General features: G+C 72.6%; 17 protein-coding genes. 13 read left to right on the top strand and 4 right to left on the bottom strand.

Annotated features, from left to right (window positions below; genetic code table 11):
- The first annotated feature begins 85 nt into the window (after window positions 1-85).
- The 9 genes from B378_RS0100995 (at window position 86) to B378_RS0100955 (ending at window position 11471) form a co-directional block, all read left to right on the top strand.
- Window positions 86-2044, top strand: a complete 1959-nt coding sequence (locus B378_RS0100995; RefSeq protein WP_017341965.1) for an ATPase, T2SS/T4P/T4SS family — start codon at window positions 86-88, stop codon at window positions 2042-2044.
- Entirely contained in the window at window positions 2041-3873 is a 1833-nt protein-coding gene (locus tag B378_RS0100990; RefSeq protein WP_017341964.1) for a hypothetical protein, read from the top strand. Before B378_RS0100995 ends, B378_RS0100990 begins: the two co-directional genes overlap by 4 nt.
- A gap of 84 nt (window positions 3874-3957) precedes the next feature.
- On the top strand, window positions 3958-4458 hold the full coding sequence (locus B378_RS0100985; protein WP_017341963.1) for a hypothetical protein: 501 nt from the start codon (window positions 3958-3960) through the stop codon (window positions 4456-4458).
- A 21-nt stretch (window positions 4459-4479) separates the two neighbouring features.
- Window positions 4480-4938, top strand: a complete 459-nt coding sequence (locus B378_RS0100980; RefSeq protein WP_017341962.1) for a hypothetical protein — start codon at window positions 4480-4482, stop codon at window positions 4936-4938.
- A complete protein-coding gene (locus B378_RS0100975) occupies window positions 4929-5525 on the top strand; it encodes a hypothetical protein (RefSeq protein ID WP_017341961.1) in 597 nt (198 codons plus the stop codon). Before B378_RS0100980 ends, B378_RS0100975 begins: the two co-directional genes overlap by 10 nt.
- A complete protein-coding gene (locus tag B378_RS0100970) occupies window positions 5519-8758 on the top strand; it encodes a hypothetical protein (protein ID WP_017341960.1) in 3240 nt (1079 codons plus the stop codon). Before B378_RS0100975 ends, B378_RS0100970 begins: the two co-directional genes overlap by 7 nt.
- 59 nt (window positions 8759-8817) lie before the next feature.
- Window positions 8818-9273, top strand: a complete 456-nt coding sequence (locus tag B378_RS0100965) for a DUF5791 family protein (protein ID WP_017341959.1) — start codon at window positions 8818-8820, stop codon at window positions 9271-9273.
- Entirely contained in the window at window positions 9270-10172 is a 903-nt protein-coding gene (locus B378_RS0100960; RefSeq protein WP_017341958.1) for an NAD-dependent epimerase/dehydratase family protein, read from the top strand. The genes B378_RS0100965 and B378_RS0100960 overlap by 4 nt, the downstream gene beginning before the upstream one ends.
- Window positions 10173-10295: 123 nt before the next feature.
- Window positions 10296-11471, top strand: coding sequence for a bifunctional oligoribonuclease/PAP phosphatase NrnA (locus B378_RS0100955; RefSeq protein WP_017341957.1), 1176 nt, complete (start codon window positions 10296-10298; stop codon window positions 11469-11471).
- Window positions 11472-11754: 283 nt separating this feature from the next.
- Here B378_RS0100955 and B378_RS0100950 read toward each other — a convergent pair whose 3' ends face one another.
- Window positions 11755-12972, bottom strand: a complete 1218-nt coding sequence (locus B378_RS0100950; RefSeq protein ID WP_007995214.1) for a proteasome-activating nucleotidase — start codon at window positions 12970-12972, stop codon at window positions 11755-11757.
- A 193-nt stretch (window positions 12973-13165) separates the two neighbouring features.
- Here B378_RS0100950 and B378_RS0100945 point away from each other — a divergent pair, with 193 nt between their 5' ends.
- The 4 genes from B378_RS0100945 (at window position 13166) to rad50 (ending at window position 18056) form a co-directional block, all read left to right on the top strand.
- Window positions 13166-13429, top strand: a complete 264-nt coding sequence (locus B378_RS0100945; RefSeq protein WP_004598708.1) for a helix-turn-helix domain-containing protein — start codon at window positions 13166-13168, stop codon at window positions 13427-13429.
- 93 nt (window positions 13430-13522) lie between these two features.
- A complete protein-coding gene (locus B378_RS0100940; RefSeq protein ID WP_017341956.1) occupies window positions 13523-13936 on the top strand; it encodes a hypothetical protein in 414 nt (137 codons plus the stop codon).
- Entirely contained in the window at window positions 13933-15366 is a 1434-nt protein-coding gene (mre11, locus tag B378_RS0100935) for a DNA double-strand break repair protein Mre11 (protein WP_017341955.1), read from the top strand. Before B378_RS0100940 ends, mre11 begins: the two co-directional genes overlap by 4 nt.
- Window positions 15363-18056, top strand: coding sequence for a DNA double-strand break repair ATPase Rad50 (rad50, locus tag B378_RS0100930; protein ID WP_017341954.1), 2694 nt, complete (start codon window positions 15363-15365; stop codon window positions 18054-18056). Before mre11 ends, rad50 begins: the two co-directional genes overlap by 4 nt.
- A 436-nt stretch (window positions 18057-18492) precedes the next feature.
- On the opposite strand, the gene B378_RS0100925 is transcribed toward rad50, so the two are convergent.
- The 3 genes from B378_RS0100925 to B378_RS16950 all read right to left on the bottom strand — a co-directional run bounded on the left by B378_RS0100925 (window position 18493) and on the right by B378_RS16950 (window position 19714).
- Window positions 18493-18954 (bottom strand): hypothetical protein, encoded by a 462-nt coding sequence (locus B378_RS0100925; protein ID WP_017341953.1) that lies wholly within the window; start codon window positions 18952-18954, stop codon window positions 18493-18495.
- Between the two features lie 26 nt (window positions 18955-18980).
- Window positions 18981-19430: a hypothetical protein gene (locus tag B378_RS0100920; protein ID WP_017341952.1), complete on the bottom strand. Its 450-nt coding sequence runs from the start codon at window positions 19428-19430 to the stop codon at window positions 18981-18983.
- 110 nt (window positions 19431-19540) lie between these two features.
- Window positions 19541-19714, bottom strand: a complete 174-nt coding sequence (locus B378_RS16950) for a hypothetical protein (protein ID WP_004599863.1) — start codon at window positions 19712-19714, stop codon at window positions 19541-19543.
- Window positions 19715-19741: the final 27 nt, after the last annotated feature.

Here is a 19741-nt window from a genome sequence, read left to right as displayed (position 1 = left end):
GCATCGGAGAATTCCGGTCGACTGGGGGACCCGGGAGCGGACGCCCGGCCGATCGTTTATATACCAAACCGGGGCCACGCCCGCCATGAACCTCGGTCTTAGCGAGCGGATCGCCGGCGACGACGGCGAGACGCCGCTTCGACGGCTCCCGTGGGTCGACGGCGACGCCGGCGGGTGCCGATGCGAACCGACGTTCCGCGAGCCCGTGGGGACGGGCGTCGAGGACCGGGTCGTCCTCGACGTCGACGCCGACGGCTGCCCGGGACGCGGCGACCTCGCCGCGAGCCCGGACTGCCTCGCGACCGTTATCGCGGCGCTCACCGACCGGGACGCGGACGTGATCAGGGCTCGACATCGCGGGCGCGAGCGCTCCTACGCCGACCACGCTGCCGATCTTCTCATCGCCGCGGGACGGTTCCGCGAGCGGATCGAGTTCCACGAGGAGAGACTCGCCGATCGGGTCGCCCGAGACCCGCTCGGCGCGGCGGCGGAGGCGGCCGGACGGGCGGGTCCCGCGAAGCGGATCGCGACCGAGACGGGGCTGCTGTCGGCCGCCGAAGAACTCGCGGGAGACACGGGGCTCGGCGGAGACGCGGAACGAAGCGAGAGCGACCGCGACTTGAACGAGAGCCTGCGAGCGCACATCGGGCCGACGGCCGCGACCGCGCGCGTCGCGGCCGCGCCCCCACCGGGCGCGACGCTGGCCGACCGCTGGACGGTCTCGACCGGGGCGACCGTCCGGCTCTACGAGGGCGACGGCTCCCTCAGGACGTACCACCTCACGCCGCCGAGCGCCGACTTAGACGCCGAGAGCGTGGCGACGCTGGCCGCCGCGCGCGACCGGCTGCTCAACGACCCCCGCGGCGGCGACAGGGCGCCGGGGCGAGCGGTGCGGGCCGTGGCCGACGACGACGACCCGGTCGCGGACCTGACCGAAGTCCTGCGGCGACACACCCACGGCTACGGTGCGTTCGAACACGTCTTCGCCGACGACCGGGTGAGCGACGCGACGGTGACGGCGCCGGTCGCGGAGAACCCGCTCCGCGTGGTCCTCGACGGCGAGCGGTGCCGGACGAACGTACGTCTCCCGCCGGAGGGGGCCGCCACCCTCGCGTCGCGGCTCCGGCGAGAGAGCGGCCGGGCGTTCTCGCGGGCGACGCCGACGCTCGACGCGACGATCGAGTCCGAGACCGGGCGCGTCAGGGTCGCCGCGGCCACGGCCCCGGCGAGCGACGGCCTCTCGTTCACCTTCCGCCGCGGCGACCCGGAGGCGTGGACGCTCGCTCGGTTAGTGTCCGTCGACACGCTCACGCCCGCGGCGGCCGGGCTGTTGTCGGTCGCCGTCGAGCGCGGCGTGACCGGACTGGTCGCCGGCGGTCGGGCGGCTGGCAAGACGACCGCGCTCGGGGCGCTGCTGTGGGAACTGCCCGCCGAAACCCGGACGATCGTCATCGAGGACACGCCGGAACTCCCGGTGGACGCGCTCGCCGACGCCGAGCGGGACGCCCAGCGGCTCCGGGTCGGGGACGGCGCCGAGCTCGCGCCGGCTGACGCCGTGCGGACCGCGCTCCGCATGGGCGGCGGCGCGATAAGCGTCGGCGAGGTGCGCGGCGAGGAGGCGCGGGCGCTGTACGAGGCGATGCGCGTCGGGGCCGCCGGCGAGACGGTCCTCGGGACGATCCACGGCGAGGACCCGGCGGCCGTCGAAGAGCGTGTCGTCACCGACCTCGGGGTCGCGCGCTCGTCGTTCGCCGCGACCGACCTGATCGCGGTCCTCGACGACCACCGCGTCGAGTCGATCGTCGAGGTCGGCGACCACGGCGACGGGGTGAGCTTCGATCCGCTCTTCGAGCGGACCGAGCAGGGACTCGTCGCGACGGGGCGGATCGACCGCGGCGAGAGCCGACTGATCGAGGACCTCGCGGGATCGAGCGAATCGTACGCGGCGGTTCGAGAGGCTGTCGACCGACGGAGCGACCGAGTCCGCGACGCGGTTCGAACGGGACGGATCGCGCCGGCGCGGTACGCCGGAGGCGACCGATGACGGGGCACCGGTCGACAGCGTCCGACGAGTCCGGCCTCCACTCGAACGGCGACGACGAATCGGACGTTTCGGAGGAGCTCCGCCGCGCGGTCGCGTTCCTCGGGTGGGACGTCTCCGCCGATCGCGTCGTGGCCGTCGGGTACCAGGTCGGCGCCGTCGTCGGCGCGGTCGTCACTGCCGTCGCGGCGCTCCTCGCCGGCGCGGTCGCCGCCGCGCCGGCCGGGCTGGCCGCCTTCGTCGGCGGGGTTCACGCCGTCCACCGGGCGCCGGTCTGGCTCGCGTCGCTCCGGCGGACGCGCGCGCTCGGCGCGGCACCGGGGCTCGTCGGGCGGCTCGTGTTGCGGATGCGGCTCGACCCCTCGACCGAACGGGCGGTGCGGTTCGCCGGGCGGACAGGAGACGGGCCGCTGGCGGCGGCGCTCGCCCGCCACGAGCGTGGGTGCGCGGACGGACCGACGAGCGGACTTCGGGCCTTCGCTCGCGAGTGGCGCCCCTGGTTCCCGGCGATCGACCGCGCCGCGGCGCTCGTCCGGACGGCGGCGACCGCGCCGCCGGAACGCCGCGGGCGGTGTCTGGACCGTGCGCTCGACGCGACGCTGTCGGGGACGACCGACCGACTCGCGTCGTTCGTCGGCGCGGTCCGCGGGCCGGTCTCCGCGCTGTACGCGTTCGGCGTGCTGCTCCCGCTGGCGCTCATCGCGCTGCTTCCCGCGGGCGCCGCCGCCGGCGTCGCCATCGGTCCCGGGCTCGTCGCCGGCCTGTACCTCGTCGCGCTCCCCGGCGGACTGGTGGCCGCCTCGGCGTGGCTGCTCTTCCGGCGACCGGTCGCGTTCCCGCCGCCGGAGATCAGCGGTGACCACCCGGACGTGCCGGATCGGCGCGGCCACGCTCTCCTCGTCGGGTGCGCCCTCGGGGCGGCGGCGGCCGTCGTCGCCGCGAGAACCGTCGCGCCGTGGGCGTGGCCGGTCGCGGGGGTCGGCGTCGGCGTCGGGAGCGCGCTGTTCGTCGTCGCGAGACCCCGTCGGGCCGTGTTGTCGGACGTGCGCGACGTCGAGCGAGGGCTGCCGGACGCGATGACAGTGATCGGCGGCGACGTGGCGGAGGGCGTCGCGGTCGAGACCGCGGTCGCGAACGCCGGCGAGCGGCTGGACGGCGCGACCGGCGAACTGTTCGAGCGCGCCGGACGCCGGAGCGACACGCTGCGGGTCGGCGTCCGCGAGGCGTTCTTAGGACAGGGCGGACCGGCGGCCGCCGTCCCGTCGCCCCGGCTCCGGGGCGCGATCGCGCTGCTCGCCGTCGCCGCGCGTGAGGGCCGGCCGGCCGGCGACGTCCTGCTGGAACTCGCGGACCAGCTGGAGTCGCTGCGCGAGCTCGAACGCGACGCGAGGCGGCAGCTGGCGACCGTCACGGGGACGCTCTCGAACACCGCGGCGGTGTTCGCGCCGCTCGTCGGCGGGGCGACCGTCGCACTCGCGACGGGGATCGACGCTGTCGACGTCGGCGGTCTCGGAGCCGGGGCGGCAGCGGGGGCCGACGCGCTCGGCGGGGGGCTGAGCGCCGGAGGCGGAGCGACCGCCGGCGCCGGCGGTGCGGCGGGCGGGAGCGGCGCGGCAGAGGCGAGCGGCGGCGCGGGGGCCCTGTCGGTGCCGGTACTCGGACGGATCGTCGGGACGTACGTACTGCTGCTCGCCGCGCTCCTCACCGGGCTCGCGACCGGGCTGGAGCGCGGATTCGACCGGACGCTGGTGGCGTATCGGATCGGTATCGCGCTGCCGACGGCCACCGCGACGTTCCTCGTCGCGTTCGCCGGCGCCGGCCTCCTGTTTTGAAGTCGGCCGGCGGGGGAACGAGGTCGCGTTCGGACCCGACCTCCGCGCCGATCATTTATATACCAAGCCGCGGCCAGCCGCGCCATGTTCGAGACGCACCTCGACGCCACGTACGCGTGGCTCGGTCTGGCCGTCGTGAGCGTCGCGGCCGTCGGCGTGGCCGCCTCGTTTCCGGCCTCGCCGCCGCCGGACGCCGACGGCGTGGCGCGCACGATCGACTCGGTCGCGGACGGGGAGTACCCGGCGACAGCCGAACACGGGATCGCCGCGGAGCGGCTCCGGCTCGCGGAGGGATCCGTCTCGCTCGGCGACGATCGGGGGACGGCGCGGGCACCGCTCGACGCCCCGCGGATCACGCCGGTGATCCGGCCGGCGGCGGGGGTGAGCCCGGAGGCGACGACGGACGCACGGCTTCGGCGCGTCCTCGCCGGCGCTCCCCCGGACGCCGCGTTCGACGATCCGGCGGCGCTCGCGGCGGCGGCCGAGCGCGCGCGCTCGGCGGACGCGACGTGGACGCCCGCGCCGGAGCGGGTCACGGTTCGACGGGTCCACTACGGCGACGTCCGCGTCACGCTCGTGGGGTGATCTCGTGTGTTACATGGTCTCGTGAGGTCGGACGAGCCGAAGGCGACGGAAGCGTCGACGCGGCCGACCGCAACGTTCTCGACCGCCGACCGCGCCGCCGTCGAACCGACCGCCGCGCTCATCGCGGTGGTGGTCGTCGGACTCGCGTTGGGGCTGTACGCCGGCGCGTTCGCGGACGCAGCCCCCGACGACGGTCGGTCGACCGCGAGGGCGGCGCTCGACCGCGTCGAGGAGACAGTCACCGTCGGCGGCGTCGTCGATCCGAGCCGGATGCGGCGAGTCGAAGCGCCGGGGACCGAGACCGCGATCGAACTGGAGGCTGGCGGCGAGCGGTGGCTGGCGGCGTCGGGTCCGGACGCGCCGGGACCGCCGGAGGCCCGGTCGCCTGACGCGGTTGCGGTCGCCGAGCGGCGGGTGACGGTCCGGGTAGCGCCCGGCCGCAACGTCCGCGGGACGCTCCGGGCGGTGGTGTGGCGGTGACCAGCACCGTCCTCGACGTGACCGTGCTGCTGCTGTGCGTCTCCGCGAGCGTCGTCGCGCTCAGCGCGAGCGACCCCGGCGGCCCCGACGGCCCGACAGCGACCGACGCCGCGGACCGGCTCGTCACCGAGACCGCGACCGTGACGTATCCCGACGACGACGCGCCGAACGGGACGCGACGGATCCACGCGACGCGCGCGGAGCTGCTCGCGCTGATCGCCGACAGGGCAGCCGAGGGAGGCGCGAAGGGCGCGTTCGATCGCCGGGCGATCGGTGCGGTCCGAACCGGCGTCGGCCCGCGGACGCGCGTCGACGTTGCCGTCGACGAGCCGGCGCGGACGGACGAGCGGATCGCCGGCGTCCCGGAGCGGTACCGGACGCGAGGGGAGTCATCGGCGACCGCTTCGTACGGGACGGCGGCGGATGAGGACCGATGGATAGTCGCCGTCGGACCGGAGCCACCGCGGGACGCCACCGTCGGCGTCGCAGTCGTCAGACAGCCGCTTCCGTCGGACGGGGGCGGCGAATCGGCGTCCGATCCCGACGGTCCGGATCCTGTGGTTCGGATCGTCGTCCGGAGGTGGTGACCGTGGGGAGCCGGGACGATCGACGGTCGACGCTCGGTCGGCGGCCGCGGACGTTCGCCGTCGACGAGCGGGCGCGAGTGCCCTTCGCGCTGGTCGGCGTGCTGTTGCTCGTGACGAGTTCGGCGTACGCCGCGGGGCTCGCCGAGCAGGGGCTCGTCGGTGAAGATCGCCGCGTGGAGCGCGCGGTCGAGCGCGTTGACGCCGACGCCACCGCCGCGCTCAGGAGCGCGGCTCGAGAGGCCGCTCACGACGCGGCGGCGGAGCCGGTGACGCGCGCGCCGGGTGGATCGGGACCGGGGGCCGAAGCGGTCCGCGAGGAGTCCGCGTTCGAGGACGCGTTCCGGATTCGGCTCGCGCTCGCCGGGGCCGAGGCGTTGCGCGCGGTCGAGAGCGACGTCGGCGGCGTCGAGGCGAACGCCTCGCTCCCGCCGGTCGATTCGGTCGACGACCTCGTCGCGGCGCGCGAGCGGGTCAGCGTCGAACCGGCCGCGAACGGGACCGCGACGCGGGTCACCTTCGCGGGCGTCGCGACGACCGCGACGCGGGACGGCCGAACGGTCGTGAACCGGACGCGGTCGCGGACGGTCACGGTCCCCGTGCCGACGCTTGCCGCCCACGAGCGGACCGAGCGGTTCGAGCGCCGGCTCAACCGCGGCCCGGTCGAAGGGCCCGGGCTCGGCAGACAGGTCACCGCTAGCCTCTACGCGATGGCGTGGGCCAGAGGGTACGGCCAGTACGCCGGCGCCCCGGTCGAGAACGTCGTCGCGAACCGCCACGTCGAGCTGTCGACGAACGCCGGGATCGTCCGCGTCCAGCGGGACGTGTTCGGGACCAGCGACCCCGACGCGCGCGGCGGCGTGGCCCGCGCGGCCGCCCGGACCGGCGTGACCGACCTGTTGTCTCCGACCGGCGTCCGCGAGGCCGCCTGGACGGACGCCGTCCTCGGAGCGCCGACCCCGACGGGGACGGGAGACAGCGAGGGAGGAACCCCAGCTTCGACCGGCGACGAGACGGCGAGCGAGGACGCCGCCTTCGATCCGGGCGCGGACGCGACGAGCGAGACCGCGTCGGTCGAGGTCGGGCACGCGGCCGACCGGGCCGCTACGCGCGTCCACGACGACCTCGAATCGATCGTGCGGGCGAGCCACCGCGTCAAGGCGACCGCGGAGACGGAGACGACCCGGGTGGCCGACGGCGGCCCCGTGACGCCGGATCGCCCCCGGTCGCTCCTCGACGAGCCGTGGCGACGGGTCGACACGTCAAGGACGGAGCGGATCCGGGTTGTCGACGGGAGCGACCTCCGAACGGGGACCGACGGTGAGACGGTGTCGGCCGGCGAGTCCGTGTCGTTCGGCGGCGCAACCCGGGAGGTCATCGTGGAGCGCGCCGCGACCGCAACGTGGGAGCGGCGGGTCGTCGAGCGGGGGCCGAACGGGACGGTACAGAACGTGCGCGTCGACCGCGCCGTGACGCGCGACGAGGCGACGGACCGGTACCGCGTCCGCGTGTCGGTGACCGGGACGTACGCGCCGCGAGACGACGCGCCCGACAGGCCCACGGCGACGTTCGGCGCCGGTGAGGGCGGCGACATCGTCGGGCCGGACCTCGCGGACACCCCGGCGGCCGCGATGGCGGACCTGAACGTCGAGACGGACGGTGACGTGGATCGACTGGCGCGCGATGCCGTCGAAGGAGGCGACGAGACGCGGTCGACGGTCGTGTACGGCGACCGGTCGGACGCGGACGTAGACCGAATCGCGAGGGACGTCTCGTCGCTGTCGGAGCGCGTCCGCGAGATTGAGACCGAGGCGTCGATGGCGGACACCGCAGCCGGGAAGTCGACCCCGTACCGAGACCTCGCCGCGACCGTGCGCGACCGCCGGGACGCGCTCCGCGACGCCCCGTCGAGATACGACGGCGCAGTCGACCGAGGACGCGTCGCCGCCCGCGTCGCGTACCTCGACGCCGTGATCGCGGAGCTCGAATCGGCGTCCGAAGACAGGGAGGCGGCGACGGAGGGCGTGCTCGACCGCGTGAACGACGCGTTCGGGGGGCCGCCCGTCGGCGAGGTGATCGCCAGCCGCGAGGCCGCCCGCGACCCGGGAACCTACAGCGTCGGCGACGAGGGGCCGGGCGGCGCCGTCACGTTCGCCCCGGAAGGGTCGCCGGGGTACCTCCCGCGGACGGCGGTCGACGGCGAGCGCGTCGAAGGCGTCGACGGCACGACGACGCGACCGCTCGCGACCCGGAACGTGAACTACGTCACGCTCCCGTACAGCGACGTCTCGGGCGGCATCGCCGACCGGATCCTCGGCACCGACGACACGGTCCGTCTCGGCGTCGCCGGGCGGTCGCTCCTCGCGGCCGACGAGGCGCTCGCGGCGGCCGACGACGACGACCTGCGCGCCGACCGACGCGCGCTCGCCGGCCGGATCGACGCCTCGCTTGACCGCGTCGACGACGCGCTAGCGAACCGGCTCGCGGAGCGGACCGACCTCTCACGCGAAGAGCGGAACGCGGTGTTGGAGAACACTGCGGCCGAGTACGACTCGCTCGGCGAGAGGGCCGTCGCAGTCGGCGACGGCGAGTACGCGAACCGCGTCGCGAGCGAGGCGGCCCGGATCGGGGCCCTTTCGTCGGCCGGGCGGCTCGGGCTCGCGGCGCACCTCCGGGTCGCGACGCGCGAGGAGACGGGGCGGAACGCGGTCCGTGTTCCGGCCCGATTCGTCGACGAGACGACGGCCGCGTCCCGCGCGGTTCGCCGGAAGAAGGTCGAGTCGAAGATCGAATCCCGCGCCCAGAAGGCGGTCGCGTCGGTGCCGGACGAGCGTGTTCCGAAGCCCGTTCGGACCGTGGGAGCGGGACTTCCGGTCGCGCCCGTCCCCGGCTACTGGGTGGCGACGGTCAACGCGTGGAACGTGGAGGTGCGCGGGGAGTACCCGCGGTTCGCCCTCCGCGCGAACGTCGGGACGCCAGACCGCCCGTTCGAGTACGTCCGGGAACCCGGCGCGGTCAGCGTCGACGTGGACGGCGAGTCGGTCGCGCTCGGGAGGACCGAGCCGGTCGCGTTCGAGACGCGGACGGTCGTCGTCGTCGCCGTCCCCGCCGGGCCGCCGGGCGTCGGCGACGTCGGCGGAACGCGCGACGAGACCTCCGGCGGCTGGCCGTGCCCGGGGGCGCTGACCGCGTCGCCGGCGGAAAGCGACGACTGCGAGGCTGCGCAGGGGGACTGACGGGCGCCGTTGAGGCCGCCGACCGCAGCCGTTTTGAGACACGGCAACCGAGTGGCGGTATGTTCCACGAGGTCGTCGACGGCCGCGGAGCCGGACCCGACGTCGACGCCGACGAACCGGCGGCGGCGGATCTGCTCGCCGCCTTCGAAACGATGGTATCGGAGGCGGCGGCGGCGAGCGTCGATGGCGACCGGCTCGTCGACGAGGTCGGACTGTCCAAGACGGACGCGAACGCCGTCCGCGACGGGGACGTCGCGGCGCTCTCGCTCGCGGACGCGACGGCCGTCCTCGCGGCGGCGAACCCGGACCGCGACGCCGACGCGATGGTGGCGGAGGTCCGTGATCACCTGCTGATGGGGATGGCGACCGCCGTCCTCGACGTCGACGCGATCGCCGCGAAGATCGACGCCGACCTCACCGGTCAAGAGGTCCAGCAGGCGCTGGAGGGGCGGACGACGATGACCCTCGGACAGCTCGCTGAGATCCTCGCGGTCATCGAGCGCCGGAAGCCATGAGGGTCGTCGTCGTCGGCTGCGGCTACGTCGGGCTGGCGCTCGCGGCCCAGCTCGACTCCCGGGGGCACGCAGTGACGGGCGTTCGGCGGTCCAAGGCCGGGCTGGACGCGGTCGACGCCGTCGCCCCCGACGTCGAGGCCGTCCGCGCGGACGCGACCGACCCGTCGTCGCTATCGGCGCTGCCGGACGCGGACGCGGTCGTCTTCGCGGCCAGTTCCGGCAGCCGCGGCGCCGACGCGGCGCGGGAGGTGTACGTCGACGGACTGGCGAACGTCGTCGACGAGTACGGCTCGCGGTCCACTCCGCCGGACCGATTAGTGTACACCTCCTCGACGGGCGTGTACGGCGACCACGACGGCGGCTGGGTCGACGAGGAGACGCCGGTCGAGCCGACCACTGAGAAGACCCGGGTCCTCGCCGAGGCCGAGCGGATCGCGACCGAGCGCGCGGCCGACACCGGGATAGACGGGACCGTCGTCAGGTTCGCGGGGCTGTACGGCCCGGATCGATACCGGCTGGAGCGGTACGTGGAGGGGCCGGTGACAGCCGGGTACTTGAACATGGTCCACCGCGCGGACGCCGCGGGGTCGATCCGACACCTGCTGGAGACGGACCGCGCGCGCGACCGCGTCGTCCTCGTCGTCGACGACGAGCCGGTCGACAAGCACGCGTTCGCCGACTGGCTCGCGGACGCCTGCGGCGTCCCGCGCCCGGAGAAGCTGTCGAAGGACGAGCGGATCACGGCCGGCGACCTCTCCGCGGCCGCCGAGCGCCGGATCCGAACGAGCAAGCGGTGTTCGAACGCGCTGCTCCGCGAGCTCGGCTACGAGTTCGTCCACCCGACGTTCCGGTCGGGGTACCGCGACGCCGTGCGCGCGTACCGGGCGCGGACCGAGTAGCGCGCCCCGGCCGGATGGTGACCGTTTCGGCGTGTAAACGCCCGAAACGGCCGATTTCCGTCGGTTCAGCTCCGTCGGAACGGTAACGAACCTTCATGTGTCGGGAGCGATTCGCCACTACCCATGCGAGCGATGAGCGCGGTCGGCGACCGGTTCTCGCAGGCGGAGGCCATGGCCCGAGAGAATCCCGAACTCGCCGTCGCCGCGGCGCTCGTCGTCCTGATCGCCGTCGCGGCCGTGGTGGTGGTGCTGCGGTCCCGGCGCACGCCGGGGGTGCGGTTCCGCCGACTGCTGGCCGACGAAGACGAGATAACGGTGTTGATGCACCCGAACCCGGACCCCGACGCGATGTCGGCCGCAGTCGGGGTCGCCTCGCTCGCCGACCAGGTGGACGTCGACGCGACCGTCCAGTACCCCGGCCAGATCCGTCACCAGGAGAACCGGGCGTTCCGGACCGTCCTCGACCTCGACTTGGAGCCGATCGAACACGTGAGCGACCTCGCGGCGGAGTCGGTCGTCTTAGTCGACCACAACGAGCCGCGAGGGTTCGCCGGCGCCGACGGCGTGTTGCCGACGGCGGTCGTCGACCACCACCCCGGGGACGGCGCCGGCGAGTCGTTCACCGACGTGCGGACGGACTACGGCGCGACCGCGTCGGTCGTCGCCGAGTACTTCCAGGACAACGACGCCGTCCCCGTGCCCCCCGACAAGCACGCGAGCGAGACGGCGAGCGCCCTGACGCTGTCGACTGACACGGCAACCGGGCTGCTGTACGGGATCTTGGCCGACACGAAACACCTCACTGTCGGCGCCAGCGAGCCCGACTTCGCGGCGGCCGCCTACCTCTACCCCGGCGTCGACCAGGACCGGCTCGACCGCATCGCGAACCCCGCGGTCGACGCGGAGGTGCTGGAGGTGAAGGCCCGGGCGATCGCGGGACGCCGCATCGAGGGGTCGTTTGGGGTCGCCGACGTCGGCGGCGTGAACAACGTCGACGCGATCCCGCAGGCGGCGGACGAGCTGATCCAGCTCGAGGGAGTCAGCGCCGTCGTGGTGATCGGCGAGCGGGACGGCACCGTCCACCTCTCGGGGCGGTCGCGCGACGACCGGGTCCACATGGGCAACGCGATCGCGGCGGTGTTAGACGACGTCGACAACGGGAACGGCGGGGGCCACTCCCGGATGGGCGGCGGGACGATCCAACCGAACGTCGACCCCACCGGGGAGGGAGAGCCGGAGACCGTCGACCGCGACGCCCTCGCCGACGGGCTGTTCCGGGCGATGGCGGGCGACGTGTGATCGGTGACCGACCCGGGCGGCCGCGCGCCACAGACGTCCGCGGCGGACGCGAGCGCCCGGATTTAACTTCCGGGCCGCGGTACCTCCGGTATGAACGTCGCTGACGCGCTCGACGACGGATGGCTCGCGCTCGCCGGCGTCGGCGCGGGCTACGCGCTCGCGGCCGGACTGGTGTTCCTGCTGGTTTTCGCGGTCCCGTCCCTCGCGGTCGCGGGGCTGGGAGGACGGTCGAGAGAGAAATCGAGTCGACGGCGGCTTCCGGATCGGAGCGAAGACGACCGGATCAGGCGAACGCCAGCGAGTCGTCGGCGCTCGTCTCCTCGTCCTTGCTGAGCTTCTCGTGGGCCTCGAGGAAGTCGTCGAGGGTGACCTCCGTGCGGTCGTCGCGGATGGCGAACATCCCTGCCTCGGTACACATCGCCTTGATGTCGGCGCCGGAGGCGTCGGGGGTCAGCTCGGCCAGCTCGGCGAAGTCGACGCCGTCGGCGAGGTTCATGTTGCGGGTGTGGATCTGGAAGATGATCTCGCGGCCCTCGGTCTCCGGCTTGGGCACCTCGATGAGACGGTCGAAGCGGCCGGGGCGGAGGATGGCGGGGTCGAGCATGTCGAAGCGGTTGGTCGCGGCGATGATGCGGACCTCGCCGCGCTCGTCGAACCCGTCCATCTCGGAGAGCAGCTGCATCATCGTCCGCTGGACCTCGGCGTCGCCCGAGGTCTTCGAGTCCGTCCGCTTCGAGGCGATCGCGTCGATCTCGTCGATGAAGAGGACGGCGGGCTGGTTCTCGCGGGCGACCTCGAAGAGGTCCCGGACCAGCTTCGCGCCCTCGCCGATGAACTTGTGCACCAGTTCGGAGCCGGCCATCTTGATGAACGTCGCGTCCGTCTCGTTGGCGACGGCCTTCGCGAGCATCGTCTTGCCCGTCCCCGGCGGGCCGTACAGGAGCACGCCGCTCGGGGGCGTGATACCCACGTCCTCGAACATGTCGGGGTGTTCCAGCGGCATCTCGACGGTCTCGCGGACCTCCTGCATCTGGTCTTCGAGCCCGCCGATGTCGGCGTAGGTGACGTCCGGGGAGTGCTCGACCTGCATGACGCGGGCGCGGACATCGGTCTCCTTCTCTAACTTCTTGACCACCGACAGCGAGTTGTTGACCGCGACGCGGTCATCGGGGTCGAGCTTCTCGCGCATCTCGTCGGTAATCTCGGTGAGCGCCTCCTGGTTGTTCCCGTGCTGTTTGATGACGGCGCCGTCGGGAGTGATCTCTTGGACCGTCGCCACGAACAGCGGGGACTGCTTCAGCTTCTTGTTCTCGTGGGTGAGCCGTTCGAGCTTCTGCTGGTACTTGTTGTTCTCCGCGTTGGCGTCGAGGAGCTTGTCGCGCATCTCCTCGTTCTGGGACTCGAGCACGTCGAGCCGCTCCTGTAAGGAGTCGATCTTCTCCTGTTTCGACGCCGCTCCCTCGTCGTAGGGCATATCGACGTCGTCGACCGTGTCGCTCATTGTGTTTATTAAAGCGTCTCGCGGATAAGAGGCTTCGGGTGGGGGCACGACAGGGGCGTACCGCCAACAAGACGCCGAACAGCGGCGGTCTGCGTCCGCGACTATCGGTACCGTTGGCCGCCGGTTTATGATTGAAAGTAATTAAAATGGATAGTAAATATTATCAAATAGCATGACGACGATCAGACCACGCATGAGCACGACCGACGCCGTTACCGCCGACGACGGGACCGCGGACCGCTGGGCGGCCGTTCGCGACCTCCCGCCGAGCGCGAAGTTAGTCGCGAAGGTGTTAGATTACAACGACACGCTGACCCAGAGCGAATTAGCCGAGGAGACGCTGCTCCCGCCCCGGACCGTCCGCTACGCGCTGTCGCGGCTCGAAGAGGAGGGCGTCGTCGACTCGCGGTTCTCCTTCACGGACGCGCGAAAGCGACTCTACTCGCTGGGTATCTGATCGGGAGCGAACGAGCGAACGGGTAAGCGACAGCCGCCGCGTCGAGGGGAGACGGCCGCGACGATTTATATCCGATACCGCGCCAGTTGGCCCGTGGTCTCGACTACCGCCGTCAAGCGCGCCCTGGCCGCGCTCGCGACGCGCACCGACACCGCGAGACGCCCGTACGTCGCCGTGATCGACGAGGCGGACGCCGCGCGAACCGACCTGCGGCGCGCGGCCGGGTTCGTCGACGCCGTCGGGCTGGACCGGCTGGCGGACGCGATCGACGCCGCGGAGCGCGCGGGCGACGAGGCCGCCGCCGAGCGGGGACGCGACGCGCTCGCCGAGTATCGGGCGTTTCGACGCGCGGCGGCGGGCGACGCCGACGAGAGCGATGCCGACGAGCGCGCCGGTGTCTCCCGGTGGGGCCGCGACACCGACCGCGAAGCGGAGCGCGGCCCCGACCACTTCCGCTCCGGCCCCGGAATCCCTAAGCCGGGCACCGGCCAAGACCCGTCCAGATGACACGGGTGATCCACACCGGCGACACCCACATCGGGTACTCGCAGTACCACTCGCCGGTCCGACGCCAGGACTTCCTCGACGCGTTCGAGGCCGTGGTCGACGACGCGGTCGACGACGGCGTCGACGCCGTCGTCCACGCGGGCGACCTCTTCCACGACCGCCGGCCCGAACTGCGGGACTTGATGGGGACCATCTCCGTCCTCCGCCGGCTCGACGACGCCGGGGTCCCCTTCCTCGCGGTCGTCGGCAACCACGAGTCGACGCGAGGCGGGCAGTGGCTCGACCTCTTCGAACGACTCGGCCTCGCGACCCGGCTCGGCGACGAGCCGGTCGTCGTGGGCGACACCGCCTTCTACGGCCTCGACCACGTCCCCGTCTCGCGGCGCGACGACCTCGACTACGCGTTCGCCGACCACGACGCCGAGTACGCGGCGCTCGTCGCGCACGGGCTCTTCGAGCCGTTCGGCTACGCCGACTGGGACACGGAGACCGTACTGACCGAGAGCGACATCGACTTCGACGCGATGCTGCTCGGCGACAACCACAAACCCGACACCGCCGAGGTCGCCGACACGTGGGTCACCTATCCGGGCTCGACCGAGCGCGCGAGCGCGAGCGAGCGCGAGGGCCGCGGCTACAACCTCGTCGTCTTCGACGCGGACGCGGCGGGCGGCGACGACCGCGTGGAGATCCGGCGTCGGGCGCTCGACACCCGACCGTTCGTCTTCGTCTCGGTCGAACTGCGCGAGGGCGAGGGCGAGTCGCGGGTCCGCGAGCGCGTTCGCGAGTACGACCTCGCGGAGGCGGTCGTCCACGTCGATATCACCGGCGAGGGCGACCCGGTGACGCCCGCGGCCGTCGAGGAGTTCGCCAACGACGAGGGCGCGCTCATCGCGCGCGTCACGGACAAGCGAGAGGTCGACACGGACGGCGAGGTGGACGTGAGCTTCGCCGACCCCGAGGACGCGGTCCGCGACCGCCTCGACGAGATGGCGCTGTCGACCGCCGCGCGCGACGTCGAGAGCGCGGTCCGCGAGGACACGGTCCCCGACGCCAACGTCCGCGAGACGGTGAAACGCAGGGTCGAGGAGCGGCTCGATGAGGGGGAGGATCTCGGCGCGTTCGAACCGGTCGAAACGGCCGCGGAGCCGATCGAGACGGACGACGACGACGCCGGCGACGACGATAGCGACGAACCAGAGGGCGAGACCGTCGACGGTGGTAGTGATGAACCGGCCGACGAAACCGTCGATGACGGGAGCGACGAATCTGATACCGGCGAACCGAAGCCCGATGACTCGGACGCCGACCAACAGAAGCCAGACGAATCGGCCACCGACGAGCCGGACGCCGAGTCCGATCCCGCGGAGGCGGCCGACCCCGATCCGGCGTCGACCGACGGCCAAGTCTCCATGGAGGACTACCTGTGAAGTTCGACCGCGTCCGCCTCGCGAACTTCAAGCCGTACGGGGACGCAGACCTGCGGCTGACGGAGGGGGTCACGGTGATCCACGGGCTCAACGGCAGCGGGAAATCGTCGCTGCTGGAGGCCTGCTTCTTCGCGCTGTACGGGTCGAAGGCGCTCGACGGGACCCTCGAGGACGTCATCACGAACGGCGAGGAGGAGACGGAAGTGGAGCTGTGGTTCACCCACGACGGCGTCTCTTATCGGGTCGAGCGCCGGCTCAAGTCCTACGACGGCCGGATCGACCACCAGTGTACGCTCGAATCGATCGACGGGAGCGACGTGACCCGCGACGGCGCGCGGGCGGTCCGCGAGTTCGTCACGGAGCTGCTGCGGATGGATGCCGAGGCGTTCGTCAACTGCGCGTACGTGCGGCAGGGCGAGGTGAACAAGCTCATCAACGCCACCCCGCGGGAGCGACAGGACACGATCGACGACCTGCTCCAGCTGGGGAAGCTCGAGGAGTACCGCGAGCGCGCCGGCGACGCTCGGCTCGGCGTCGAAGACGTCCTCGAAAACCGTCGCGGGCGGCTCGACCAGCTCGACGAGCAGATCGCCGCGAAGGAGGACCGGGACCTCCACGGACGACTCAACGAGTTAGAGAGCGAACTCGGCGAGGTCGACGAGGATATCGATCGGTACGAGAGCCAGCGCGAACAGGCGAAGGAGACGCGCGACGCGGCCGCGGAGACGCTCGAGACCCACGCCGAGAAGCGGGAAGAGTTGGAGTCGGTCGAAGGGGAGATCGACGAGATCGAGGCCGCGATCCGCGAGGCCGAGCGCGAGCGCGACAACCACCGCGACGCGATCCGCGAGGCCCGCGAGCGGATCGGAGAGATCGAAAGCGAGATCGACGACCGGCTCGACGACGCCGGCCTCGACGCGGCGAGCGAGGAAGCGATCGCCGACCGCCGCGAGGAGCTCGGCGACCGGGAAGAGGCGGTCCGCGAGGAGCTCGACGACGAGCGGGTGAGCGCCGAGGCGTTCCGGAACCAGGCGACGAACCTCGCCGGGAAGGCGGACGACCGCACCGAGCGCGCCGCGGAGATCGAGTCCGAGGCCGACGACCTCGCCGACGAGGCGGAGGCGGCGGCCGAGGAGGCCGACGAACGCGAGGCCTCGATCGAGGAACTGCGCGAAGAGGCCGACGGACTCCGCGAGCGGATCGCGGCCGCCGACGCCGACGTCGACCGCGACGGGGTCAGCGAGGAGCGGGACGCGCTGCGCGACGAGCGCGGCGAGGTCCGCGAACGGATCGCCGAGCTGTCGGCGGAGCTGAAGAACGCCCGCGAGCGGGTCGAAGAGGCCGAGGAGCTGCTCGCGGCGGGGAAGTGTCCCGAGTGCGGGCAGCCGGTCGAGGACTCGCCGCACGCCAGCGGGATCGAGGAGGATCGTGAGCGCGTCGCGGAGCTCGAAGCGGAGCTGGAGGACGCCCGCGAGCGCGAGGACGACCTCGACGAGCGGATCGCGGAGCTGGACGAGCTCGCGAGCGCCGCGGACCGGCTCGACGAGATCGACGAGCGGGTCGAGACCCTCGAATCGCGGGTCGAAGAGAAGCGCGAGGAGGCGGAACGGAAGCGGGAGTCGGCCGAGGAGAAGCGCGAGCGCGCGGCCGACCTCAGGGAGGAGGCCGAAGAGACCCGCGAGGTCGCCGCGCAGAAGCGCGACGAGGCAGAGGAAGCCGCAGAGCGCGTCGAAGAGCTGGAGGCGTCGCTGTCGGAGATCGACGACGACCGCGAGGCGGTGACGGCGATCGAAGAGCGCCTGTCCGCGATCGCGGAGGCGGAAGACGAGATCGAACGACGCCGCGAGAAGCGGGAGAACCTCGAGGAGGTGAACGACGAGCGGCGCGACCGGCTCGCCGACAAGCGCGATCGCCGCGACGAGCTCGCGGACGCCGTCGACGAGGCCGCGGTCGAGAACGCGAAGGAGCGGAAGGCCGACGCCGAGCAGTACCTCGAACAGGTCGCCGAGGAGCTCGACCGTCTCGGCGAACGGCGGGAGGAGATTCAGAACGCGATCGGCGGGGTGAAAGGCGAGCTCAGCGAGCTGGAGGCGCTCCGCGAGGAGCGCGAGGCGCTCGGCGAGCGCGTCGAAGCGCTCGAAACGCTCCACGAGGAGACGAGCGAGCTGGAGTCGATGTACGGCGACCTGCGCGCGGAGCTCCGCCAGCGCAACGTGGCCGAACTGGAGCGCACGCTCAACGAGACGTTCGAGCTCGTCTACGGCAACGACGCCTACTCCCACATCGAGCTTGACGGCGAGTACGTCCTCACCGTCTACCAGAAGGACGGCGAGCCGCTCGACCCCGAGCAGCTCTCCGGCGGGGAGCGCGCCCTGTTCAACCTCTCGTTGCGCTGCGCGATCTACCGGCTGCTCTCCGAGGGGATCGAGGGCGCGGCGCCGCCCCCGCCGCTCATCCTCGACGAGCCGACCGTCTTCCTCGACTCCGGCCACGTCTCGCGGCTCGTCCGGCTGGTCGAGGAAATGCGCGGGTTCGGCGTGGCCCAGATCGTCATCGTGAGCCACGACGACGAGCTGGTGGGCGCGGCCGACGAGCTGGTCACCGTCGAGAAGGACCCGCGCTCGAACCGCTCGACCGTCCGCCGGGAGGATGCGGCGGAGCTTGACCTCGCGTCGCTCGCGGACGACTGAGCGTCACTGCCGCTGCGCCGGGCCCCTTTATAAATATCAGACGACGGCAGGAACGGTAGAAGCCCGCGGCGACGCCGCCGCTGAGAGGGACGGCGACGTCAGACCGCCCCTCCACGTCGGCGCGTGCCGACGAGCGCCCGAAGGGCGCGAGTCGCACGCGCGAGGGAGTCGCTGGCGGCGCCAGCCGCCAGCGACGAGGCTGGGGAGGCGTGAGGTGCCGTGCGGTCGCGGTCGGGTGGGGCTCAAAGGGGCAGCCGCGAGGCTGTCGCAGGCGACGTAAGCACCGCAGGAGCGAACGAAGTGAGTGACGAGGAGCGCAGCGAGCGTGCGACAGCCTCGCGGCTGGGGCTTTGGAGGTGTTCGCCGTCGATCTAGAATCAACTATTTATAAGCGAACAGCCGCAGCCGACCGCAGATCGCGGTTATAAGTGAGGTCCTAGTCGCCCTCGTCAACCCCGTCGCCCTCGTCCGCCGACCCGCCGCGCAGCGCTTCCAGCGCCTCGACCGCGACCGGGGTCGCCTCGTAGCCGCGTCGACCGGCGACCTCGGCCTCGTCGACCAGCCCGGCCGCGCGGAACTCCGTGATCGTTCCGTGGAGGTCCGACTCGCACATGTCGGCGGCGTCGAGGAGGTCGATCGCGGCGATCGGCCCCTCGTCGACGACCACAGCGAGCAGCCCGAGCGACCGGTCGTCGCGGACCGCGCCGAGCGTCCGGCGGACCGGCTCCGGCACGCCGGAGGCCGCTGTCGCGAGCGGTGACTCGCCGTCGACGACCGAGAGCTGGTCGTTGTCGACGTACCGCTCCGCGCCGGTGGCCGGGTCCCGCACGCGGCTGGACTCGGCGGAGCGCTTCACGAGGAGGTACGTCTCGCCGTCGCCGTCGCGGACCGTCTGCATGGTCGGAAGAGGGCGCTCGCCGGGCATTACCTTTCCGGGGGCGCCGCCTCGGGGGCGGCGTCCGGATCCGCGTCGCGCTCCGGAGGCGTGTCGTCCTCGGGAGTCGCGTCGCTTTCCGGGTCCGGGTCGCGCTGCTCGTCCCGCGACCGCTTCCAAGACCGGTACGTCTGGTAGGTCCGGACGCCGGCGAACAGGCCGCCGACGAACAGGGCCGGCCCGACCCGCGACCAGCCCTCGAAGAACCACACCATCGGGCCGAGCGCGACGAGGAGGACGGCGGCGTTGGCGTAGATGACGGCGACGACGAACGCGCGGAGGGTCCCCTGGTCCACGTCGCTCGCGCCCTCGAAGTCGCCCCCGTCGTCGAACGACTTCACCGAGGGCGCCTTCGGGATGTCGGGCGTCATCTCCCGCTCGGCGTCGGAGCTCTCGCCGACGGAGATCTCGCCCTCGTCGTCCTCGTCGAGGCTGAACACGCCCGACCATACGCCGCGCCGGGGCAAAGGGGTTCCGTCCGGACGCGGCGCCGCGGCTACGGGAGGCGAGCGCTGGACGACGGAACGGAGGACCGAGGCCGAGAGCCGCTTCAGACCGCGTCGGCGAGCCGCACGGTTCGGCTCGCTTCGACCCACGCGAGGGGGTTCGTGGCGTCGAAGAGTACCACGTTCCCGTCGTCTTCGTACGCCTCCACCTCGGCGTCGACCGCGTCGGAATCGGCCGGACGAGCCGCCTGGGGTTCGGAACGTGGGTCCGAAGACATGGACCGTGGTAAGTCGTCACACAATAT

The organism is Halorubrum sp. T3, from assembly GCF_000296615.1.
GTDB lineage: Archaea > Halobacteriota > Halobacteria > Halobacteriales > Haloferacaceae > Halorubrum > Halorubrum ruber.
This window is presented reverse-complemented; position numbering and strand designations above follow the sequence as displayed.

Coding starts and splice junctions, on each gene's coding strand:
- B378_RS0100965 (WP_017341959.1), top strand. CDS start 8,818: ATGTTCCACGAGGTCGTCGACGGCCGCGGAGCCGGACCCGACGTCGAC.
- B378_RS0100960 (WP_017341958.1), top strand. CDS start 9,270: ATGAGGGTCGTCGTCGTCGGCTGCGGCTACGTCGGGCTGGCGCTCGCG.
- B378_RS0100985 (WP_017341963.1), top strand. CDS start 3,958: ATGTTCGAGACGCACCTCGACGCCACGTACGCGTGGCTCGGTCTGGCC.
- B378_RS0100925 (WP_017341953.1), bottom strand. CDS start 18,954: ATGCAGACGGTCCGCGACGGCGACGGCGAGACGTACCTCCTCGTGAAG.
- B378_RS0100950 (WP_007995214.1), bottom strand. CDS start 12,972: ATGAGCGACACGGTCGACGACGTCGATATGCCCTACGACGAGGGAGCG.
- B378_RS0100990 (WP_017341964.1), top strand. CDS start 2,041: ATGACGGGGCACCGGTCGACAGCGTCCGACGAGTCCGGCCTCCACTCG.
- B378_RS0100995 (WP_017341965.1), top strand. CDS start 86: ATGAACCTCGGTCTTAGCGAGCGGATCGCCGGCGACGACGGCGAGACG.
- B378_RS0100955 (WP_017341957.1), top strand. CDS start 10,296: ATGCGAGCGATGAGCGCGGTCGGCGACCGGTTCTCGCAGGCGGAGGCC.
- mre11 (WP_017341955.1), top strand. CDS start 13,933: ATGACACGGGTGATCCACACCGGCGACACCCACATCGGGTACTCGCAG.
- B378_RS16950 (WP_004599863.1), bottom strand. CDS start 19,714: ATGTCTTCGGACCCACGTTCCGAACCCCAGGCGGCTCGTCCGGCCGAT.
- B378_RS0100945 (WP_004598708.1), top strand. CDS start 13,166: ATGAGCACGACCGACGCCGTTACCGCCGACGACGGGACCGCGGACCGC.